At 58.3% G+C, this 16,657-nt stretch carries 13 protein-coding genes and 1 pseudogene; all 14 read right to left on the reverse strand.

Features of this window, described 5'->3' with window-relative positions; all coding sequences use genetic code 11:
* Positions 1 to 4: 4 nt before the first annotated feature.
* Complete coding sequence (locus FGF54_RS26220) at positions 5 to 1,018, reverse strand: ABC transporter permease (protein WP_142781827.1); 1,014 nt, start codon at positions 1,016 to 1,018, stop codon at positions 5 to 7.
* Between the two features lie 52 nt (positions 1,019 to 1,070).
* Positions 1,071 to 2,663, reverse strand: a complete 1,593-nt coding sequence (locus FGF54_RS26225; RefSeq protein ID WP_168208277.1) for an ABC transporter substrate-binding protein — start codon at positions 2,661 to 2,663, stop codon at positions 1,071 to 1,073.
* Positions 2,664 to 3,119: 456 nt separating this feature from the next.
* A pseudogene (locus FGF54_RS26230) lies at positions 3,120 to 4,331 on the reverse strand (IS701 family transposase); the annotation flags it as partial.
* A 99-nt stretch (positions 4,332 to 4,430) separates the two neighbouring features.
* Positions 4,431 to 4,745: a transposase gene (locus tag FGF54_RS27855; RefSeq protein WP_142781829.1), complete on the reverse strand. Its 315-nt coding sequence runs from the start codon at positions 4,743 to 4,745 to the stop codon at positions 4,431 to 4,433.
* A 357-nt stretch (positions 4,746 to 5,102) separates the two neighbouring features.
* Complete coding sequence (locus FGF54_RS26245) at positions 5,103 to 5,909, reverse strand: shikimate dehydrogenase (protein ID WP_142781830.1); 807 nt, start codon at positions 5,907 to 5,909, stop codon at positions 5,103 to 5,105.
* Between the two features lie 21 nt (positions 5,910 to 5,930).
* Positions 5,931 to 6,740, reverse strand: a complete 810-nt coding sequence (locus FGF54_RS26250) for a shikimate dehydrogenase (protein ID WP_142781831.1) — start codon at positions 6,738 to 6,740, stop codon at positions 5,931 to 5,933.
* A gap of 23 nt (positions 6,741 to 6,763) precedes the next feature.
* Positions 6,764 to 7,888, reverse strand: coding sequence for a mandelate racemase/muconate lactonizing enzyme family protein (locus FGF54_RS26255; protein ID WP_142781832.1), 1,125 nt, complete (start codon positions 7,886 to 7,888; stop codon positions 6,764 to 6,766).
* A gap of 23 nt (positions 7,889 to 7,911) precedes the next feature.
* Complete coding sequence (locus FGF54_RS26260) at positions 7,912 to 9,348, reverse strand: NAD-dependent succinate-semialdehyde dehydrogenase (protein ID WP_142781833.1); 1,437 nt, start codon at positions 9,346 to 9,348, stop codon at positions 7,912 to 7,914.
* Positions 9,345 to 11,324, reverse strand: coding sequence for a 3-hydroxyacyl-CoA dehydrogenase NAD-binding domain-containing protein (locus tag FGF54_RS26265; RefSeq protein ID WP_142781834.1), 1,980 nt, complete (start codon positions 11,322 to 11,324; stop codon positions 9,345 to 9,347). Before FGF54_RS26265 ends, FGF54_RS26260 begins: the two co-directional genes overlap by 4 nt.
* An 8-nt stretch (positions 11,325 to 11,332) precedes the next feature.
* A complete protein-coding gene (gene pcaF / locus FGF54_RS26270) occupies positions 11,333 to 12,538 on the reverse strand; it encodes a 3-oxoadipyl-CoA thiolase (RefSeq protein ID WP_142781835.1) in 1,206 nt (401 codons plus the stop codon).
* Positions 12,535 to 13,794 carry a CaiB/BaiF CoA-transferase family protein gene (locus FGF54_RS26275; protein WP_142781836.1) on the reverse strand — a complete coding sequence of 420 codons (1,260 nt, stop codon included), beginning with the start codon at positions 13,792 to 13,794 and terminating at the stop codon, positions 12,535 to 12,537. The genes pcaF and FGF54_RS26275 overlap by 4 nt, the downstream gene beginning before the upstream one ends.
* A complete protein-coding gene (locus FGF54_RS26280) occupies positions 13,791 to 14,825 on the reverse strand; it encodes an ABC transporter ATP-binding protein (RefSeq protein WP_142781837.1) in 1,035 nt (344 codons plus the stop codon). Before FGF54_RS26280 ends, FGF54_RS26275 begins: the two co-directional genes overlap by 4 nt.
* Positions 14,822 to 15,820, reverse strand: coding sequence for an ABC transporter ATP-binding protein (locus tag FGF54_RS26285; RefSeq protein WP_142781838.1), 999 nt, complete (start codon positions 15,818 to 15,820; stop codon positions 14,822 to 14,824). Before FGF54_RS26285 ends, FGF54_RS26280 begins: the two co-directional genes overlap by 4 nt.
* Positions 15,817 to 16,653 (reverse strand): ABC transporter permease, encoded by an 837-nt coding sequence (locus FGF54_RS26290; protein ID WP_142781839.1) that lies wholly within the window; start codon positions 16,651 to 16,653, stop codon positions 15,817 to 15,819. Before FGF54_RS26290 ends, FGF54_RS26285 begins: the two co-directional genes overlap by 4 nt.
* Positions 16,654 to 16,657: the final 4 nt, after the last annotated feature.

Here is a 16,657-nt window from a genome sequence, read left to right on the forward strand (position 1 = left end):
CAGATCAGACCAACCTCATTTTGGGATCAGCTTTCACATAGGCGATATCGGTGATCAGATTGGCGAGAAGGAAAGCCATGCCGCCAACCATCGTCACTCCCATAATCGCAGGGTAATCCAGCGCACGTGCCGAGCCGACCGCATAGGAACCTATTCCAGGCCACGAGAAGATGGTCTCGGTTAGAACTGCACCCGTGATCAGCGAAGCGAAAGAGAACCCAATAATCGTTATGGTTGGGATCAGTGCGTTGAGGAGGGCATGTTTCAGCAGCACCCGCATCTGACTTGCTCCTTTGGAACGAGCCATCAGAATGTAATCCTTCGTCAGGACTTCAAGCATGCTGGCGCGGACCATACGCGAAATTATCCCCATCACGGCCCAGCCCAACACGATGGACGGAAGGATAAGATGCCACACGACCTGACCGAACTTTGCGAAATCGCCAGCGATCAGCGTATCGACGGTGAAAAACCCGGTGACGAACTCCGGCGGTGTTGCGCGTGCGTCAAGCCGGCCGGGACCGGGCAAGACTTTGAAATAGATAGAGAAAAAATACAATCCAATAAGACCTGACCAAAAGACCGGTAACGATGCCCCCATCAGGGCTACGCCACGAGCAATGTGATCGATTACGCTATCGCGAAACTTGGCGGCCAGTACGCCTAGAGTAATGCCCGAGATCGAGGCGACAAGCATCGCACAAAGCACCAGCTCTAATGTTGCCGGAAGCCTTTCCTGAATATCTACGCGTACAGGACGCTTCGTCTGGAAAGACGTGCCGAAATCACCATGGGCGAGATTGGACAGATATACGACGTACTGCTCTGGCAGGCTCTTATCCAGTCCCCACCGCGCCTTGGCCGCAGCAACGGCTTCCGGGTTGCTCAACTGGCGTTCACTCAACACCGAGGAGAGAGGGTTGCCACGCGAGCTATGTGAAATGACAAAAGAAATGCTGATAATGCACAACACTAGGACAGGCATCAGCAACAACCGTCGGACGATGTATGCAACCATGGCTTACCCTTTCTTGAATGGCCCCTGCCTTTAAAGGCAGGGGCAGTTCAGGCTAGTCCATATACTTGAGGTCCGACACCTTCACCTGACAACACATGGCGTTTCTCAGGCCGACCACGTTCTTTCGGTGAACAAGCATGACATCAGGATTCACGAGCGGGAAGATGATCTTGTCGCCAATCATTTGTTGCGCGATTTCGTTATACAGCTGGTCGCGCTCTTTCTGAGATGAGGAAAGCGCCTTGTCGAGCAGGTCTTTCTCCTTGCTGACCAGAACTTCAGAGGTCTTACCAATGCCCGAACGACGGAACCAACGCGTACCCTCGAACATGCCGAACGTATTGATGTACTGGTCAGAACCCAAATAATCTGGCGCATAAAAGCCCATCGTGAACGGAATCCCGTGGGTATTCATTTCCTCGATCCATTGGGGCACGGGAAGAGGTTGCAGGTTGAGCGTAACATTGATCTTTGCCAAGTCCTGTTGCAATTTCTGGCCTAGAAGCGAGAATTCGACCCCAAAGGCATTCGTATTGGGATAGATCGCCTCAAGGTTGAAGCCTGCTTCGGCACCGGACTGCTTCATCAGTTCCTTTGCCTTCTCCAGATTATATTCCGGCATAGGAAGGTTGTCGGTACCTGGAAAACCGTTCGGGATGGCAACCGGTTGCAGACGTCCTTTGCCTCCGACCGTGAATTCGAGAACGCCTTGATAGTCGATAGCATAGCCGATAGCCTGCCGAACTCCGATCGGCATTGGCACTTTGGTCTTTTCCGCTCCCGGACCAAGCGCAAAATACACGAAGCTGTAGGTGGGTGCGCTTTCGACGACGATATCAGGATTGGTTATAAGCGAAGCTGTACTAGGATCAATCTGCGTTGAAAGATCGGCATCGCCACGTTCGACTGCCTGTGCCTGCGAGACAGCATCCTTAACATGCCGGATCACGATTTCATCAATGGCAGCCGGCTTTCCCCAGTAGTTGACGTTTCGCTTCAGACGAAGCACGTCTTCGGGACGGTATTCTACCAAAACATAGGGACCAGAACCGGCCGAATGAGCCAGAAACCAACCCTCAGCCGGGTCGTTCGAGGCATCCTCGCCCGCCCGCGCGCCGCCTTCCGCTGCGGCAACGTCGCTGTTGATGATCCCCGCATAAACGGACGTCATCTTGCCGAGGAATTCGGAGTTGGGCTTCGCCAGCGTCACCACCACAGTCTTTTCGTCAGGCGTTTCGATGCCGACGATGTCTTCAGCAATGAACGAGTTGCCGCCTTTCGCGTTCTTCAGCCGGTCGAGAGTCCATTTGACATCCTTAGCCTCGACCTTTGACCCGTCCGAGAACGTGGCACGCGGGTCAATGACAAAGGTGAAGACGGTGTTGTTTTCGTTGGCGCTGAACTCGGAAGCAATACCTGGAACGAAGGACTTGTCGTCATCTCCCAGCCAAACCAGCGTCTCATATACGGCACCGTTGTAGACATTGCATGTCTCACAGGAGGACCGCGAGGGATCAAGAGAGTTGAGATCAATGAAACGCGCAATCACGAGCGGGCGCGTATTATCGGCACTGGCGGCCTGTATATGCAGCCCCAACGACATGGCCAACGCCACGCCTGACAAAAGAAGTCGAAGTTTTGACATTCTAGCTCCAATCCTTGTTCCCTGTGTCTTTTTAATTGCCTGCATGGTCCACCGCCTGCTCAATCTTGAGGCTAGTGCTTTTCTTTTTTGATATATCCTACATCATATCTCAAGTCTAGAGCGGCTGGAATATTCGGATAATATTTGTGTGTCTGGCGCCCGAATACCGATCACTTAAATGTCAACCGCCCATTTTATTTGAGGGAATAAATCAAGCCTGATTTATGTGAGGCGGTGTTGATTGTGCAATGATGACGTTCGGGTAGAATGCCTCAATGTGCGGAGCGCAGTTGTTTGAACAGCAGTCGATTGAGCTAGCACTACTTTGGCAGAATAGATTCTGCGCTTCGAATTTGCCCTTTGCAGTGGGGACATCGGATTCCCGTTATGGGGATGGCGAGTGCGCTGATGACGGCTCGACGGACAGGAGGCAAGGTGGGCTCAGGTGGGCCCTTGCGTGCTTGCCGCTTCTTTTTTTTCCCGCTTTGCAGTCTGCAATCTTTGATGCTGGAGGAAGGCGTAGGCGATCATCGTCATCAGGGCGTGCCGATGTAGCCCTTGCCATGATCGGCCTTCGAAGTGGTCGAGGCCGAGTTCCTCTTTCATCTGCTGATGCGCTTGCTCGCAAACCCATCTCGCCTTGATGGCGGCCGCCAGCACCTTCAACGTCGCATCGGCCGGCAAGTTGGACAGGTAGTATTTGCGCTCGTCGTTTGATCGCCATTCGCCAACCAACCAGGCTTCCTCACCCGGCATGTGCTGCTGTCACTTGTCGAGAATGCGTTGCGGCGTGCCGTCGGCGATCCTGACGCGCAATGCTGTAAAGCGTGCCGTCAGGCGGCCCTTTGTGCCACGCCGCCAACTGACTTTCTTCCAGCTTGCGTGCGTCAGGATCGTTTCCGCGGCAACCGACAGAATGTCGGGGATCGGATGCTTGCGTGGCCGACCATGACCGGAGATGGGAAAGATCAATGCGACATCATGGGGATAAACCTTCTGATGCTTGGGGATACCGACCGCCCAGGTGAGGCCACGTCCACTTAGCCCCTGGCGGAAGGCCGCCGACAGGCCGTAGCCTGCGTCAGCCAGCACTGTACCAAACCGGACACCGGTCACGATCAACCGATCGATCTCGGCAAGAGCAATCTCCGGCTTCGTGCGAGATGTCTGCATGGCATGGGGAACCCCGGCCTTGGCCATCCGTTCCGTGTCGCTGGTCCAGCTCTCGGGCAAAAACAAGCGCAAGCCAACCGGAACAGGAACCTCGTCTCGCGTAAGCGTCACCGAAACCAGCGTCTGGCAGTTTGCCCTCTTGCCCAGCATCGAGGCGTATTGCGGCGCGACACCGACCGAGTGGTCGCCCTTCTTCGGCAGACCGGTGTCATCGATCACCAGAAACGCATCGGATGCACCAACGATCCTGTCCGCCTGTCGCGCGAGTTCCGTCTCAAGAGGAACAGCATCCCAATGGCCATCGGAAATGAAATGGTGGAGGCGGTCGTACTGGCCTGGAGCAAACCGTTCCGCCATCGGTTCGATGCTCTTGCGGTCACCGGGACCAATCAGCCCCGACACATAAACCGGGCACATCTGTCGTCGCTTCTTGTGTCCGAGCTTGTCCAGAAATGGCTGCAAAAACGCTGAAAGCTCCGTATCCCAATCTGCCATATCGTGGCCCCCAACGAAGAGAGCACAAATCATCTCAAACCAGCCTTGCCCCAATCTGCCAAAGTAGTGCTAGGACACGGACTCATTAATTGAAGCGATCTAGATTCTCGTCGCGGCAAATTTGAGCCCTGCAAGGTAGTTGGCAGCACGTCTGCCGCATCGTGTTGCAAGACCACGCATCTGTTTTATGCGGTTGAAGAAACGCTCTACGAGATTGCGCTGGCGATAGACCCAACGGCTGAGACTGAAGGTCTGTTTGCGGTTGCCCATGGCGGGGATATTTGCCCAGCATTTGCGTTGCTTGGCGAAGTTACGGATCGCGTCGGTGTCATAGGCCTTGTCTGGAAGCAGTGCCCGTATAGTCGCTGATCTTATCGGCGGCCATGAAGAAGCTGAGCTGCCGACCACTGGCATCTGTCAAGGCATGCAGCTTTGGGTTCATACCGCCTTTGGTGCGTCCGATCAGCCGCCCAAGGCCCCCCTTTTTACCCGCAGGCTCGAGGTCGTGCGGTACGCTTTCAAATAGGTGGCATCAATCATGACTGTCTTCGGACAGGCATTTTCGGAGGCAAGCCTCTCCACAATCCGGCCAAACACCCATCTCGCTCAATCGTTTCCATCTTTTGTAGAGCGTCTTAGTTGCGGCTCAAGTAGTTCGATCGGGGCGAACTGAACAATGAGGAAGCGAAGGCCAGCATCATTGCCGAGTACGAGGCGCACATTGCGGCGCTCGACATGTTACCGGACGGTGCTCACAAAGCACAATATCTATCATTGTTTTCCATGATAAAGAAACTCTTCACACAATTCGATTTGCGGCTTGAGCATGGCCGTTCCCGGAATTGTTCGGCATCCAAGCGCGCGCGCAGCTGCCAGAAGCTCCGTCTCTTCCGGCTTCAGCACCACGTCTGCCACAGTGCAAGTTGGATTTATACCATCAATCACGATCGGAAGGCCGAGGTTGCTGACCATGCCGACGGACGTGGCATTGACCAAGAGGTTGGCGTCTTTCAGGCTGATCTCGCCCTCTTGCGCAGCCACAACGACAACGGTCCCTATCGCATCCCGCAACTCGGATGCCAGCCGCTCGGCTTTGTCTGTGTCCCGGTTGACAAGGGTAATTTTGCCGATACCGGATGAGACAAGCGAGAAAGCGATCGCGCGACCAACACCACCCACACCCACCTGTACAACGCTCGCACCCGCCAGTTCAACACCGTTGCCTGCAAGCCCGCGCATAAAGCCCTGACCGTCGATGTTGTGGCCAGTAAGCGTGCCATCTGCCTCGCGTCTAACGAAGTTAACCGAGCCGACCCGCTGCCCAGCCTCCGTCAACCGGTCGACAAGCGGAACGGCATCGATCTTGTGGGGGATGGTAATACAAAGACCTTTGATGTTGTCGATCTTTCGAACCAGAGCGAAGGTTTCAGCAAGATCGCCCGGTTGAACGTGAAGGCCAGTACAGCAGAAATTGTGTCCCTTTGCAGCAAAGTAGCCGTTGAACATGATAGGTGCCCGGAAATGTGCTATCGGAGAGCCGATAATGTAGAAGAGGTTGGTTTCACCCGTGATCTGCATAGGATTATCCTCTGTGTGTAGTTATTCGTGAATTAGGCCAAAGAACTCTGCAACGAGACGCGGTTGCGGCTTGAGCATTTCTGCGCCGGGAATGAACGTGCAGCCGCGTTCAGAAGCAATTGCGAGAAGCGGCGTTATTGAAGGGTTTACGACGACTTCGGCGACCGTCGTCCCGCCTGACAGACCATCAAGTCTAATAGGCAGCCGATCGTTCGGTGCCGTGCCAAGAGATGTGGCATTTACCAAAAGGTCGAGACCACCGGCAGCATCCGCCGTCTGAGGGTCTTCAAGCGACAGGATGCAACCGGGCACCGCATCGGCAATCTCGGCGGCGAGCGCTTCAGCCTTGGGGCGATCGCGGTTCGCAAGGCGTAGTTGGGCGATGCCGGCGTCCGCAAGCGCAAAGGCGATCGCGCGCCCCACGCCACCGGTGCCAACCACCATTGCCCGCTTTCCGGCAATGGAAAAACCGTTCGCAAGAAGCCCGGCGACAAAACCCGCGCCATCCGTGTTGGTGCCGGAAAGCGTACCGTCGGCATGGCGGCGCACGAAATTCACCGCGCCAATCCTTCTTGCCACCGGCTCGATCTCATCGAGAAGCGGCAGGACTGCAATCTTGTGCGGTATTGTAATGCCGAGCCCGGCTACGTTTCTCATGAGACGGATGCCTGTGAGACAGGCTGCAAGATCGTCCGGTCGGAGGTGAATAGGTACGATGGCCGCATCGAGGCCGAGCGCATCGAAACTCTCATTGATGAGAACGGTTCCGCGGATATGGTCGACAGGATCGGCCAGCATGAGCAGCATTGCCGTCTTTCCAGTGATATTCATGCCCTATGTTCTCCCTTGGCCATTCAGCGCATTTCCAGACGCGCCACGACACCCTCTTGAACTTCCACGCCCAGCCCGGGCCGGTCGGAGGTCGTCACAAACCCGGCCTTATGCCGGATGGGAGCATCGACGAGTTCGTCCTGCACCGACACGGCGAAGGGCTTAAGCTCAAACAGCCTTGTGTTTGGCGAAGAGAGAGAAAGGTGCAGACTGGCCGCGGAAAGAACTGCCGTGCTCCAGGCATGGGCATTCATGGTGATACCCGTCTGCGCACAGATATCGTCGACCTTTCGAAACCCTGTGACGCCTTCCGAGCGAGCCGGGTCGACCCCGAGCACATCCACCGTACCGGTTTCGATCAGCCGACGGTATCCTGACACAGTAAACTCCCGCTCACCCGTCGCAATCGGTACATTCACAGCGGCTTTCAATGCCCTGTAGTCGGCGATCCGCGTCGGGTAAAACGGCTCCTCGATCCAACCGATATCGTATTCAGCCATGCGACCGACTGTCCGGATCGCCGTCTGACGATCCCAGACGACGCCGTTCCCCGCATCCATCAGGATTGGAAAATGCGGCCCGACTGCCTCACGAAGCAATTTTACAAAAAGGACGTCGTTGTCTGGATTTTTGCCAATGTCCGACAACCCTTTCTTGCCGATACCGAGTTTGCATCCCGAATAGCCCTGATGCTTGAAAGAGACGACTTCCGCAATGTTCTCTTCAATCGTCGCCTTGTTGACATGGCTGCTGGCAAAGGCTGGCAGTGTTTCAACAACCTTGCCTCCTAAAAGCGCATGCAGCGGCAGTCCCTGCTCCCTGCCGTCGATATCCCACAGGGCCATATCGAGTGCCGAATAGGCAATACAGGCAAGGCCGCCTTCGCCATACCACCAGCAATGGGCGCGCATGCGGTGCCAGGCTTCATCGACGGTGATTTCTCCAGCCTCGATCAACAACGGCGCCAGCCCCTCGTCGATCAGGATTTTGGTCGCCCGTGCCGCTTCGGAAGCGAGAGTAACTCCTTCACCCCAGCCCACCGCACCACCGGCTGCAGTCACTCGAACGAGGACAGTCGCCTTGACGCGATCAAAGTCGTTGGTGTCCACATAGGCAATGGCATAAGTGCGTATGTCTTTAATGCGCATAATTTTCCTCCTCCCGTGTCCCCTCAGTTCTTGCGGGTCACCAGCCGTGTATCGAGATAAGCTTGGATAGCCTCCGACCCTCCTTCCGTCCCGTACCCGGAATCCTTGATCCCGCCGAAGGGCACCTCTGGCAACGCCAATCCGAGATGATTGATCGACAGCATGCCCGTCTCGACCTCGTTCCCGAGCCGTGTGGCTGTCTCGCTGCTTCGGGTGAAGGCGTAGGCAGCCAATCCAAAAGGAAGACGGTTGGCCTCGGCAATAGCCTCTCCCAGATCACCGAAGCGGTTGATGACGGCGACCGGACCGAACGGCTCTTCATTCATGATCCGAGCTTCGCGCGGTACATCCATCAGCACCGTCGGCTCGAAGAACCAGCCGTCGTTGCCTATACGCCGCCCTCCGGTTTTCACCTGGGCTCCGTGTGCGACAGCATCGCCGATGAGGCTTTCAAGAGCAGGGATACGGCGATCGTTGGCAAGCGGCCCCATGTCGACGTTCGCGACGAGACCGTTACCAACGCGGATTGAGCGGGCGCCTTCCGTAAAGCGGTCCGAAAATGTGTCCGCAATCCGCTCCTGCACGAGGATGCGTGTTGGGGAGACGCAAACCTGACCCGCATTGCGGAACTTGTTTGCCACCATGAGGCCGACGGCCAGATCGACATCGGCATCCTCAGCGACAATGACCGGGGCATGCCCGCCCAGTTCCATCGTCGCACGCTTCATATGCAGTCCGGCAAGTGCGGAGAGTTGCTTGCCGACAGGCGTCGACCCCGTGAAGCTGATTTTGCGGATAACAGGATGTGCGATCAAATATTGCGAGATTTCCGCAGGAACGCCGTAGACCAGATTGATGACCCCGTTGGGTACACCCGCCTCCGCAAAAACCCTTATCAGTTCGGCGGGCGATGCAGGGGTTTCCTCCGGGGCCTTGACGATGATAGAGCAGCCAGCCGCAATCGCTGCCGAAAGTTTGCGGACCACTTGGTTGATCGGGAAATTCCACGGTGTGAAGGCTGCAACGGGACCGACCGGGAGTCTCAGGGTCATCTGGATAACGTCCGGCGACCGCGCCGGAATAACCTGACCATAAGTGCGTTGTGCCTCAGCGGCGAACCAGTCGATAATATCCGCACCGGCAAGCGTCTCAAGCCGTGCCTGGCTCAATGGCTTGCCCTGTTCCATGGTCATCAATGGCGCTATCGCATCCGCCCTGCTTCGCAGGATATCCGCCGCGCGGCGCATGATCTTGCCACGATTATAAGCAGAAGTGGCTCTCCAGACAGCGAAACCCCGCTCGGCAGCAGCCAGGGCTTCATCCAGATCGGCGCGATCCGCCCAGGCAACCGTGCCGATGGGCTGGGCGGTTGCAGGATTGAGCACCGGGATTGTCCTGTTGCTTGTCCCGGACCGCCATACACCGTCGATGAACAGCAGGGTATCTGCATACTGGGTCATTGGGCTCTTCTCGTTTCTTCCTGGGGTTCAGCGGTTTTCGCCCTTCGCGCGGCCTGAAACATCGGCCCGCCGCGTTTGCGAGGAAAACCGTAGCCGTGTACTTCGACCAGATCGATATCAGCCGCACTTGCTGCAATCCCTTCATCGAGAATTGCGTGTCCTTCCACAGCCATTGCGGACATCAATCGAGCCACAATCACGTCGGCAGAAAGTTTGCTTTGCCCCAACACGAGCGGGGCGATAATGCGACGAGCATCGGAAGACGGCAGCGGTTTGCGGTCGCCAGCAGCGTAATCGTACCAGCCACCGCCAGTCTTCTGGCCCTTGCGGCCGGCGCGAACCAAAAGGTCAGCGGGTGTTTCCGGCACGGTTTCGCCGCGTGCCCTTGCCGCTTCGCGATGAAGGAAGGAAATGTCGAGGCCCGCCATGTCCTGCATCTCGAACGGACCCATCGCATAACCGAAGGCGCGCGTGGCCTGATCGATCTCGCCAGCACCAACGCCTTCTCGGATCATCGCTTCAGCCTCGCCGCGGTAACGACGCAAGATACGGTTACCGATGAAGCCATCACAGATGCCGGAGCGCACCGGTATCTTGGCGAGCCTGCGGGCCAACTCGAAGCCCGTCGCCAACACGTCCGGCGCTGTTTCGGGTGTCGGCACGATTTCCAGAAGTTTCATCACCTGCGCCGGGCTGAAGAAGTGCAGGCCGAGAAAACGATCAGGGTTGGGCACCCCTTGGGCAATCAGGCGCGGATCGATGTAGGAGGTGTTGGTCGCAAGAACGGCGTCTGGCCGGCACACTTTCCCAAGCTCGGCAAAGACCGCCCGCTTTACCGAAAAGTCTTCGAAAACTGCCTCGATAACCAGATCGCAGCGCGCAAGCGCCTCGTATCCGACCCGGGCATCGATCCTGCCCAGACGTTCGGCCGCTTCATCCGGGGTAATGGAACCGCGACGTTGCGACGCCTCGAATATCCCCTTCAGTGTCGAAAGCGCGCGGATCGTCCCCGCCTCGTCCTGTTCGATCACAGTTACCGAGAAGCCCGCATTGACAAGTGCTGCCGCGATACCAGCGCCCATGGTGCCGCCGCCGATGACACCGGCATGTTCGAACGGGCGCGGCGTCACGCTACGAAGGTCAACGGGACGTGGTGAAGCGCGTTCAGCGAAGAAAAGATAACGAAGGGCGGAGGCTTCCTCACTGGAGCGCAGTTCCAGAAAAATCTCGCGCTCGCGTGCGATCCCCGCCTCCGCTCCGTTTTCAATGCCGAAACGCAGGGCTTCCAACGCCCGGAACGGGGCCGCCATACCCTTTGCATTCCGCCGGATCCGGTCTTCCGCGGCCTGCCAGAAAGACGTTTCAGGCAGCGTGACGGCACGAAGCAGGGACGGCAGCGGCAGCGGCTTTTCCAGCACCTCGCGGGCGAATTCGATTGCGGCTGATACGAGAGGTTTGCCAACGGTACGATCGACCAGCCCAAGTTTCGCGGCCCGTTCCGCATCCAGCGTCTGATTTTCGGCGACGACGCCGATCGCATCCGCAACACCGATAACGCGCGGCAGCCGCTGCGTCCCGCCAGCTCCGGGGATGATGCCGATATTGACCTCCGGCAACGCAAAACGTGCATTCGACGCCGCTACGCGGAAGCGGCAACCGAGCGCGATCTCCAGCCCCCCGCCGAGCACCGCTCCGTGTACTGCGGCTATCCAGGGCTTTTCGGCACGCTCGATCCGCCTGACCAGATCCGGCAGATAAGGCGGTTCAACCGGGCGGTCGAACTCGGCTATATCGGCTCCGCCAACGAACAGACGTCCGGCTCCCGTCAGCACCACGGCGCGAACACGCGCATCCGCATCGAGGTCGCCGACGAGCGACTGCAGTCTCTCCCTTACGCTTCTGTTCATGGCGTTGACGGGCGGGTTGTCGATTGTGACGACGGCAATGTCGTCCACGATTTCAAGGCTGACAGTCATGGGAAGGCTCACACACGTTCGAGAATAAGGGCAATGCCCTGTCCGACGCCGATACACATGGTACACAGCGCATAGCGACCGGAACGCCTGTGGAGTTCGTTGACCGCCGTCAGCGCCAGCCGCGCACCGCTTGCACCGAGCGGATGGCCGAGCGCAATCGCCCCGCCGCTGGGATTGACGTGTTCGGCATCGTCCGGCAACCCAAGACCGCGAAGCACGGCGAGTGCCTGTGCGGCAAACGACTCGTTGAGTTCGATCACATCCATCTGGGCAATGGTGAGCCCTGTGCGCGCGAGAAGCTTTTGCACGGCAGGAACCGGTCCATACCCCATGATGCGCGGCTCGAGGCCAGCCACCGCCATGCCCACGATCCGGGCGCGCGGAGTGAGGTTGCTCTCCCGCGCCATGGCCTCGGACGCGACAAGCAGCACTGCCGCTCCGTCGTTGACACCGGATGCATTGCCAGCGGTTACGGTCAGATCGGGGCCGTTTATGCCTTTCAGTTTCGCCAGTTGTTCGCCTCGGGTCTCCGGTCGCGGATGCTCGTCGACCCGTACGACCAGTGGATCACCTTTTCTTTGGGGGATTTCCACCGGCACGATCTCGTCGGCAAAACGGCCCGCTGCATGAGATTCTGCCCGGCGCTGCTGGCTCCTCAGCGCGAATGCATCCTGATCCTGGCGCGAGATGGAGAATTGTTCAGCTACGTTATCAGCCGTTTCCGGCATGGAATCAACGCCATGGAGAGCCGCCATGCGCGGATTGACGAACCGCCAGCCGATGGTTGTGTCGTAAACAGTGGCCGACCGGGAGAATGCGGTGTCTGCCTTGCCCATCACGAAGGGGGCACGGCTCATGCTTTCCACGCCACCGGCAATCACCAGGCTGTTTTCACCAGCCCGGATCGCACGCGCCGCCGTGCCGACCGCATCAAGGCCGGAACCACACAGACGGTTCAGCGTCACACCGGATACACTCACAGGCAGACCCGCGAGAAGGGCCGCCATGCGCGCCACGTTTCGATTGTCCTCACCGGCCTGATTGGCGCATCCGAGAACGACGTCGTCCAGCAGCGACCAGTCGAGAGCGGCATGGCGCTCCTTCAAGGCAGCAATCGGAACAGCGGCAAGATCGTCGGCGCGCACCGAGGAAAGCGCACCGGCATAACGCCCGATCGGGGTACGAAGGCCGTCAACGATATAGGCGTCTGTCATGCCACTGCTCCCCGAGCCTGCTCGGACGTTTGCGAAGGGTCGATATCACGGCACGCGATAACACCGGCATGTGTGAGATTTTCTATCCGTGCGTCATCGAAGCCGAGAACGTCTCGCAGCACACCGCGTGTGTCTTCACCCAGAAGCGGCGGCGCCTTGGGGTTGCGGTTTTCCTGAGCTGAAAGTCCGTGTGCAGGCCGGATCAGGGTGACCGACCCCAACTCCGGATGATCCAGACGCTGCACGACGCCACGTTGCGTCACGCTCGGGCTCTCAAGCGCTTCTGCCACGGATTTCACCTGACCAGCCGGAACACTCGCCTTCAGGCAGGTATCGATCCAGTATTGGCAGGGTCGTTCGCGAATGATCTCCGCCAAAGCCGGGAGCAGCTCGTCGCGGAAAAGAGCCCGTTGGTGTGAGGTGACGAAACGCGGGTCGAGCGCCAATGCCGGTCTGCCGATGACGTGATTGCAGAAATCCACGAACATGCGATCGTTGCCTACGGCAAGAGCGAAGGTACCGTCCTGTGCATCGAAAAGCTGGTAGGGAACCACGGTCGGGTGGGCGTTGCCGTACCGCACCGGCTCCACACCGGCATTCAGATAGCCGGTACCAACGTTTATGAGCAGATTGAGAGTCGAATCCAGCAAGGCAACGTCGATAAACTGCCCGACGCCCGTATCCCGTCGCTGGTAGAGAGCTGCGAGAACCGATTGGGTTGCGACCATGCCTGCAACGACATCCGTGAAGGCAACACCCATCCTGTTTGGCGGCCCGTCGACCTGACCGGTAATGGACATCAGTCCGCTTTCGGCCTGCATGATGAAATCGTAGCCCGGACGGTCGCGCTCGGGGCCGGATTGCCCGTATCCGGAAATAGAGCAGTAGACGACGCCGGGATTGATCTTACGAATATCGTCATACCCGATGCCGAGACGTTCGACCGTTCCGGCACGGAAGTTTTCGACGATGACGTCGGCCTTGGCGGCCAGATCGAGCACGATCTGGCGCCCTTCGGGAGCCTTCAGGTCGAGCGCGATGCTATGCTTGCCACGGTTGGCGCATAGATAATACGTGCTGACACCCTTGAAATTCGGGACGGACCAGGCACGCGTATCATCCCCGCCCTTGATGTTTTCGATCTTCCAGACCTCGGCGCCGAGGTCGCCGAGGCTCATGGTTGTCCATGGCCCAGCCAACACCCGTGTGAGATCCAGAACGCGAACGCCTTCGAGAGGCAATCTTGCTTCAGTCATAAAACTCCTCCAGATCCGCCTTGAGCGCGGCTCGACAAACCTGTCTCGATTGCATTGGGAAAGTGACAGGCAACCGAGTGGCCGTCTTCCCGCTGCATCAGCTGTGGTTCCACCTCTGCGCAGAGTGGCTGCGCAAGCGGACACCGGGTCCGAAAGCTGCAACCGGATGGTGGATTAAGGGGGCTCGGAAGATCACCCTTCAAAACGATGCGCGAGCGCGTCCGTTCGAGCGCTGGATTGGCGAGCGGGACCGCAGACATCAGCGCCTGCGTGTAGGGATGCATCGGCGCGCTATAGAGACGGGCCTTCGGCGCGATCTCGACGATCTTTCCGAGATACATCACGGCAACGCGATGCGAAATGTGCCGGACGACGGAAAGATCGTGGGCGATGAACACATAGGCGGTTCCGAAATCCCGCTGGATATCCTTCAGAAGATTCAGCACGCCTGCCTGCACGGAAACATCAAGCGCCGAAACCGGCTCGTCGAGGACAAGCAGTTCCGGTTTGAGGGCGAGCGCACGCGCGATCACGACGCGCTGTCGCTGGCCGCCGGAAAGCTCATGCGGATAACGGCGACCGTGCTCTGGATTGAGGCGCACCAGTTCCAGCATCTCCGCCACGCGCGCCTTGCGTTCCCGGGTCGAGAGATCGCTGATCCTGAGCGGTTCGGCGACGTTTTCGGCAATTGTCATGCGGGGATGCAGCGAGGCGTAAGGGTCCTGAAACACGAGCTGGATCTTGCGACGCAAGCGCCTCATTTCATTCTTATCGGCGTCATTGATGTTCCGGCCATGAAACAGCGTCTGACCGTCGCTGGGTTCGATCAACCGCAGGATACAACGTCCAAGCGTGGACTTGCCGCAGCCGGATTCACCGACGAGGCCGAGCGTCTCACCGGCATTGACGTCGAAGGATACGCCTGCAACCGCTTTGACCTGTGCAACCTCGTGTTCGAACAGAAGTCCTCCATTAACGACGAAACGCTTCGACAGATTTCGAACGGACAGGATTGGTTCATGTGTCGTCATGCTGCACTCCCGGTCGGAATTCTGGCGAAATGACATGCTGCGCTGTGATCGCCGAAATTACGAAGTTGCGGCGCCAGGGTCCGACAGATCGGGTGGACCTGTGGGCAGCGTGGATGGAAGGCGCAACCACCGGGGAGTTTGCCGAGGGGCGGTGGCGCACCCTCAATCGAAAAGAGCCTGTCTGTTTCGATCGACATGTCCGGGATGGAGGCGATGAGACCACGCGTATAAGGATGGCTAGGCTCTGCGAACAGGGCATCGACATTCGCCTGCTCCACGACCTCGCCCGAATAGACGACGGCCACCCTGTCGGCATGCCCGGCAAGAACGCCAAGATCGTGGGTAATCAGGATCAGACCGAGGTTGAGGCGTTTGCGCAGGCTGGTGAGCACATCCATGATCTGCGCCTGAACGGTAACGTCCAATGCGGTCGTCGGCTCATCCGCGATAAGAAGATCAGGATCGTTTGCCACGGCCATGGCAATCATGACCCGCTGGCGCATGCCGCCGGAGAATTCATGCGGAAACTGGGTGACGCGACGGTCCGGCTGCGGTATCGCCACAAGCGCCAGAAGCTCGACAGCACGCTCCATCGCACCTCTCTTCGACATGTGCGGGTTGTGAAGAAGAATGGTCTCCGCAATCTGTGCGCCGACTGTCATGACGGGGTTGAGCGATGAGAGCGGATCCTGAAAAATCATCGCGATGCGAGAACCGCGCAATGTACGCAGTTCCCGCCTCGACATACCCACGAGTTCCTGCCCTTTGAAGCGCGCCGATCCCTGGACACGCGCCAGTTTCGGCTGCAGTCCGATTGCAGAAAGCATGCCCACAGATTTTCCTGAGCCGGATTCTCCGACGATGCCGAGGACCTCGCCGTGATCGACATGGAGGCTGATGCCGCGTACGGCCTCGAAATATTCGCCGTTTCGCAAGAAGGCGACGCGCAAGTCTTGAACGGAAAACAGCGGTTCTTTTTGCATATCGTGCCTCATTTCGATTTCGGATCGAAGTAATCGTGAAGGCCGTCTCCGATGAAGTTGAAGCCAAGAACGATTGTCAGGATGGCAAGCCCCGGTCCGAGTGCGACCCACCAGGAATAGAACTGCGAGGCACCGTCGGAGATCATCGACCCCCATTCCGGCGTGGGCGGCGTCGCGCCCAGACCGATGAAGCTCAGGGATGCGGCAAGCAGGATGACCTGACCGAGATCCATCGTCGCGCTGATGAGAACCGGCGTCCAACAGAGGGGCAGAATATGCTTGAACAGCAGGCGGAAATTCCCGGCACCTGCAGACACCGCTGCCTCGACATGCTCCCTCTCGCGAACTTCAAGAACCTGTGCGCGCATGAGGCGGGCATAGACAGGCCACCAGACGATCACCATCGCGACCGCGGCATTCTCCAGCCCCGGCCCCAGCGACGCGGCAACGGCCATGGCCAGAAGCATCGGCGGGAAAGACAGCGTAATATCGACGAGGCGCATGATTGCCGACCCGACAAAGCCGCCGACAAAACCGGAGATGGCACCGAGAGCCGCGCCGATGGCAACAGAGAAGGCGACCACGACGATAGCGATCGGAAGGGAATGCATTGCGCCATACAGCGTGCGGCTCAGCACATCGCGTCCAAGCGCGTCTGTTCCAAGCAGATGCTGCAAGCTGGGCGCCTGCAACCGGCGACCGACCATATCGAGAGGGTCGTAGGATGAAATAAACGGCGCCATAAAGGTAACGACCAGCCAGAACAGCACGATCAGGGAGCCGATCGCCAGCGGAAGAGAGAGCCAGTGCGGTCGCCGGATAGTGGGAAGCGAGATTTCGGTCATGAAC

Origin of the sequence: Agrobacterium sp. T29, assembly GCF_006970545.1 — a bacterium.
Taxonomy (GTDB): domain Bacteria; phylum Pseudomonadota; class Alphaproteobacteria; order Rhizobiales; family Rhizobiaceae; genus Agrobacterium; species Agrobacterium leguminum.

What these genes read in the sequence shown, in the direction of transcription:
- FGF54_RS26280 (WP_142781837.1), bottom strand. Translation starts at nt 14,825, where the DNA reads ATGACGACACATGAACCAATCCTGTCCGTTCGAAATCTGTCGAAGCGT.
- FGF54_RS26290 (WP_142781839.1), bottom strand. Translation starts at nt 16,653, where the DNA reads ATGACCGAAATCTCGCTTCCCACTATCCGGCGACCGCACTGGCTCTCT.
- FGF54_RS26275 (WP_142781836.1), bottom strand. Translation starts at nt 13,794, where the DNA reads ATGACTGAAGCAAGATTGCCTCTCGAAGGCGTTCGCGTTCTGGATCTC.
- FGF54_RS26245 (WP_142781830.1), bottom strand. Translation starts at nt 5,909, where the DNA reads ATGCAGATCACGGGTGAAACCAACCTCTTCTACATTATCGGCTCTCCG.
- FGF54_RS26260 (WP_142781833.1), bottom strand. Translation starts at nt 9,348, where the DNA reads ATGACCCAGTATGCAGATACCCTGCTGTTCATCGACGGTGTATGGCGG.
- FGF54_RS26265 (WP_142781834.1), bottom strand. Translation starts at nt 11,324, where the DNA reads ATGACTGTCAGCCTTGAAATCGTGGACGACATTGCCGTCGTCACAATC.
- FGF54_RS26220 (WP_142781827.1), bottom strand. Translation starts at nt 1,018, where the DNA reads ATGGTTGCATACATCGTCCGACGGTTGTTGCTGATGCCTGTCCTAGTG.
- FGF54_RS26250 (WP_142781831.1), bottom strand. Translation starts at nt 6,740, where the DNA reads ATGAATATCACTGGAAAGACGGCAATGCTGCTCATGCTGGCCGATCCT.
- FGF54_RS27855 (WP_142781829.1), bottom strand. Translation starts at nt 4,745, where the DNA reads ATGCCAGTGGTCGGCAGCTCAGCTTCTTCATGGCCGCCGATAAGATCA.
- FGF54_RS26285 (WP_142781838.1), bottom strand. Translation starts at nt 15,820, where the DNA reads ATGAGGCACGATATGCAAAAAGAACCGCTGTTTTCCGTTCAAGACTTG.
- FGF54_RS26225 (WP_168208277.1), bottom strand. Translation starts at nt 2,663, where the DNA reads ATGTCAAAACTTCGACTTCTTTTGTCAGGCGTGGCGTTGGCCATGTCG.
- FGF54_RS26255 (WP_142781832.1), bottom strand. Translation starts at nt 7,888, where the DNA reads ATGCGCATTAAAGACATACGCACTTATGCCATTGCCTATGTGGACACC.
- pcaF (WP_142781835.1), bottom strand. Translation starts at nt 12,538, where the DNA reads ATGACAGACGCCTATATCGTTGACGGCCTTCGTACCCCGATCGGGCGT.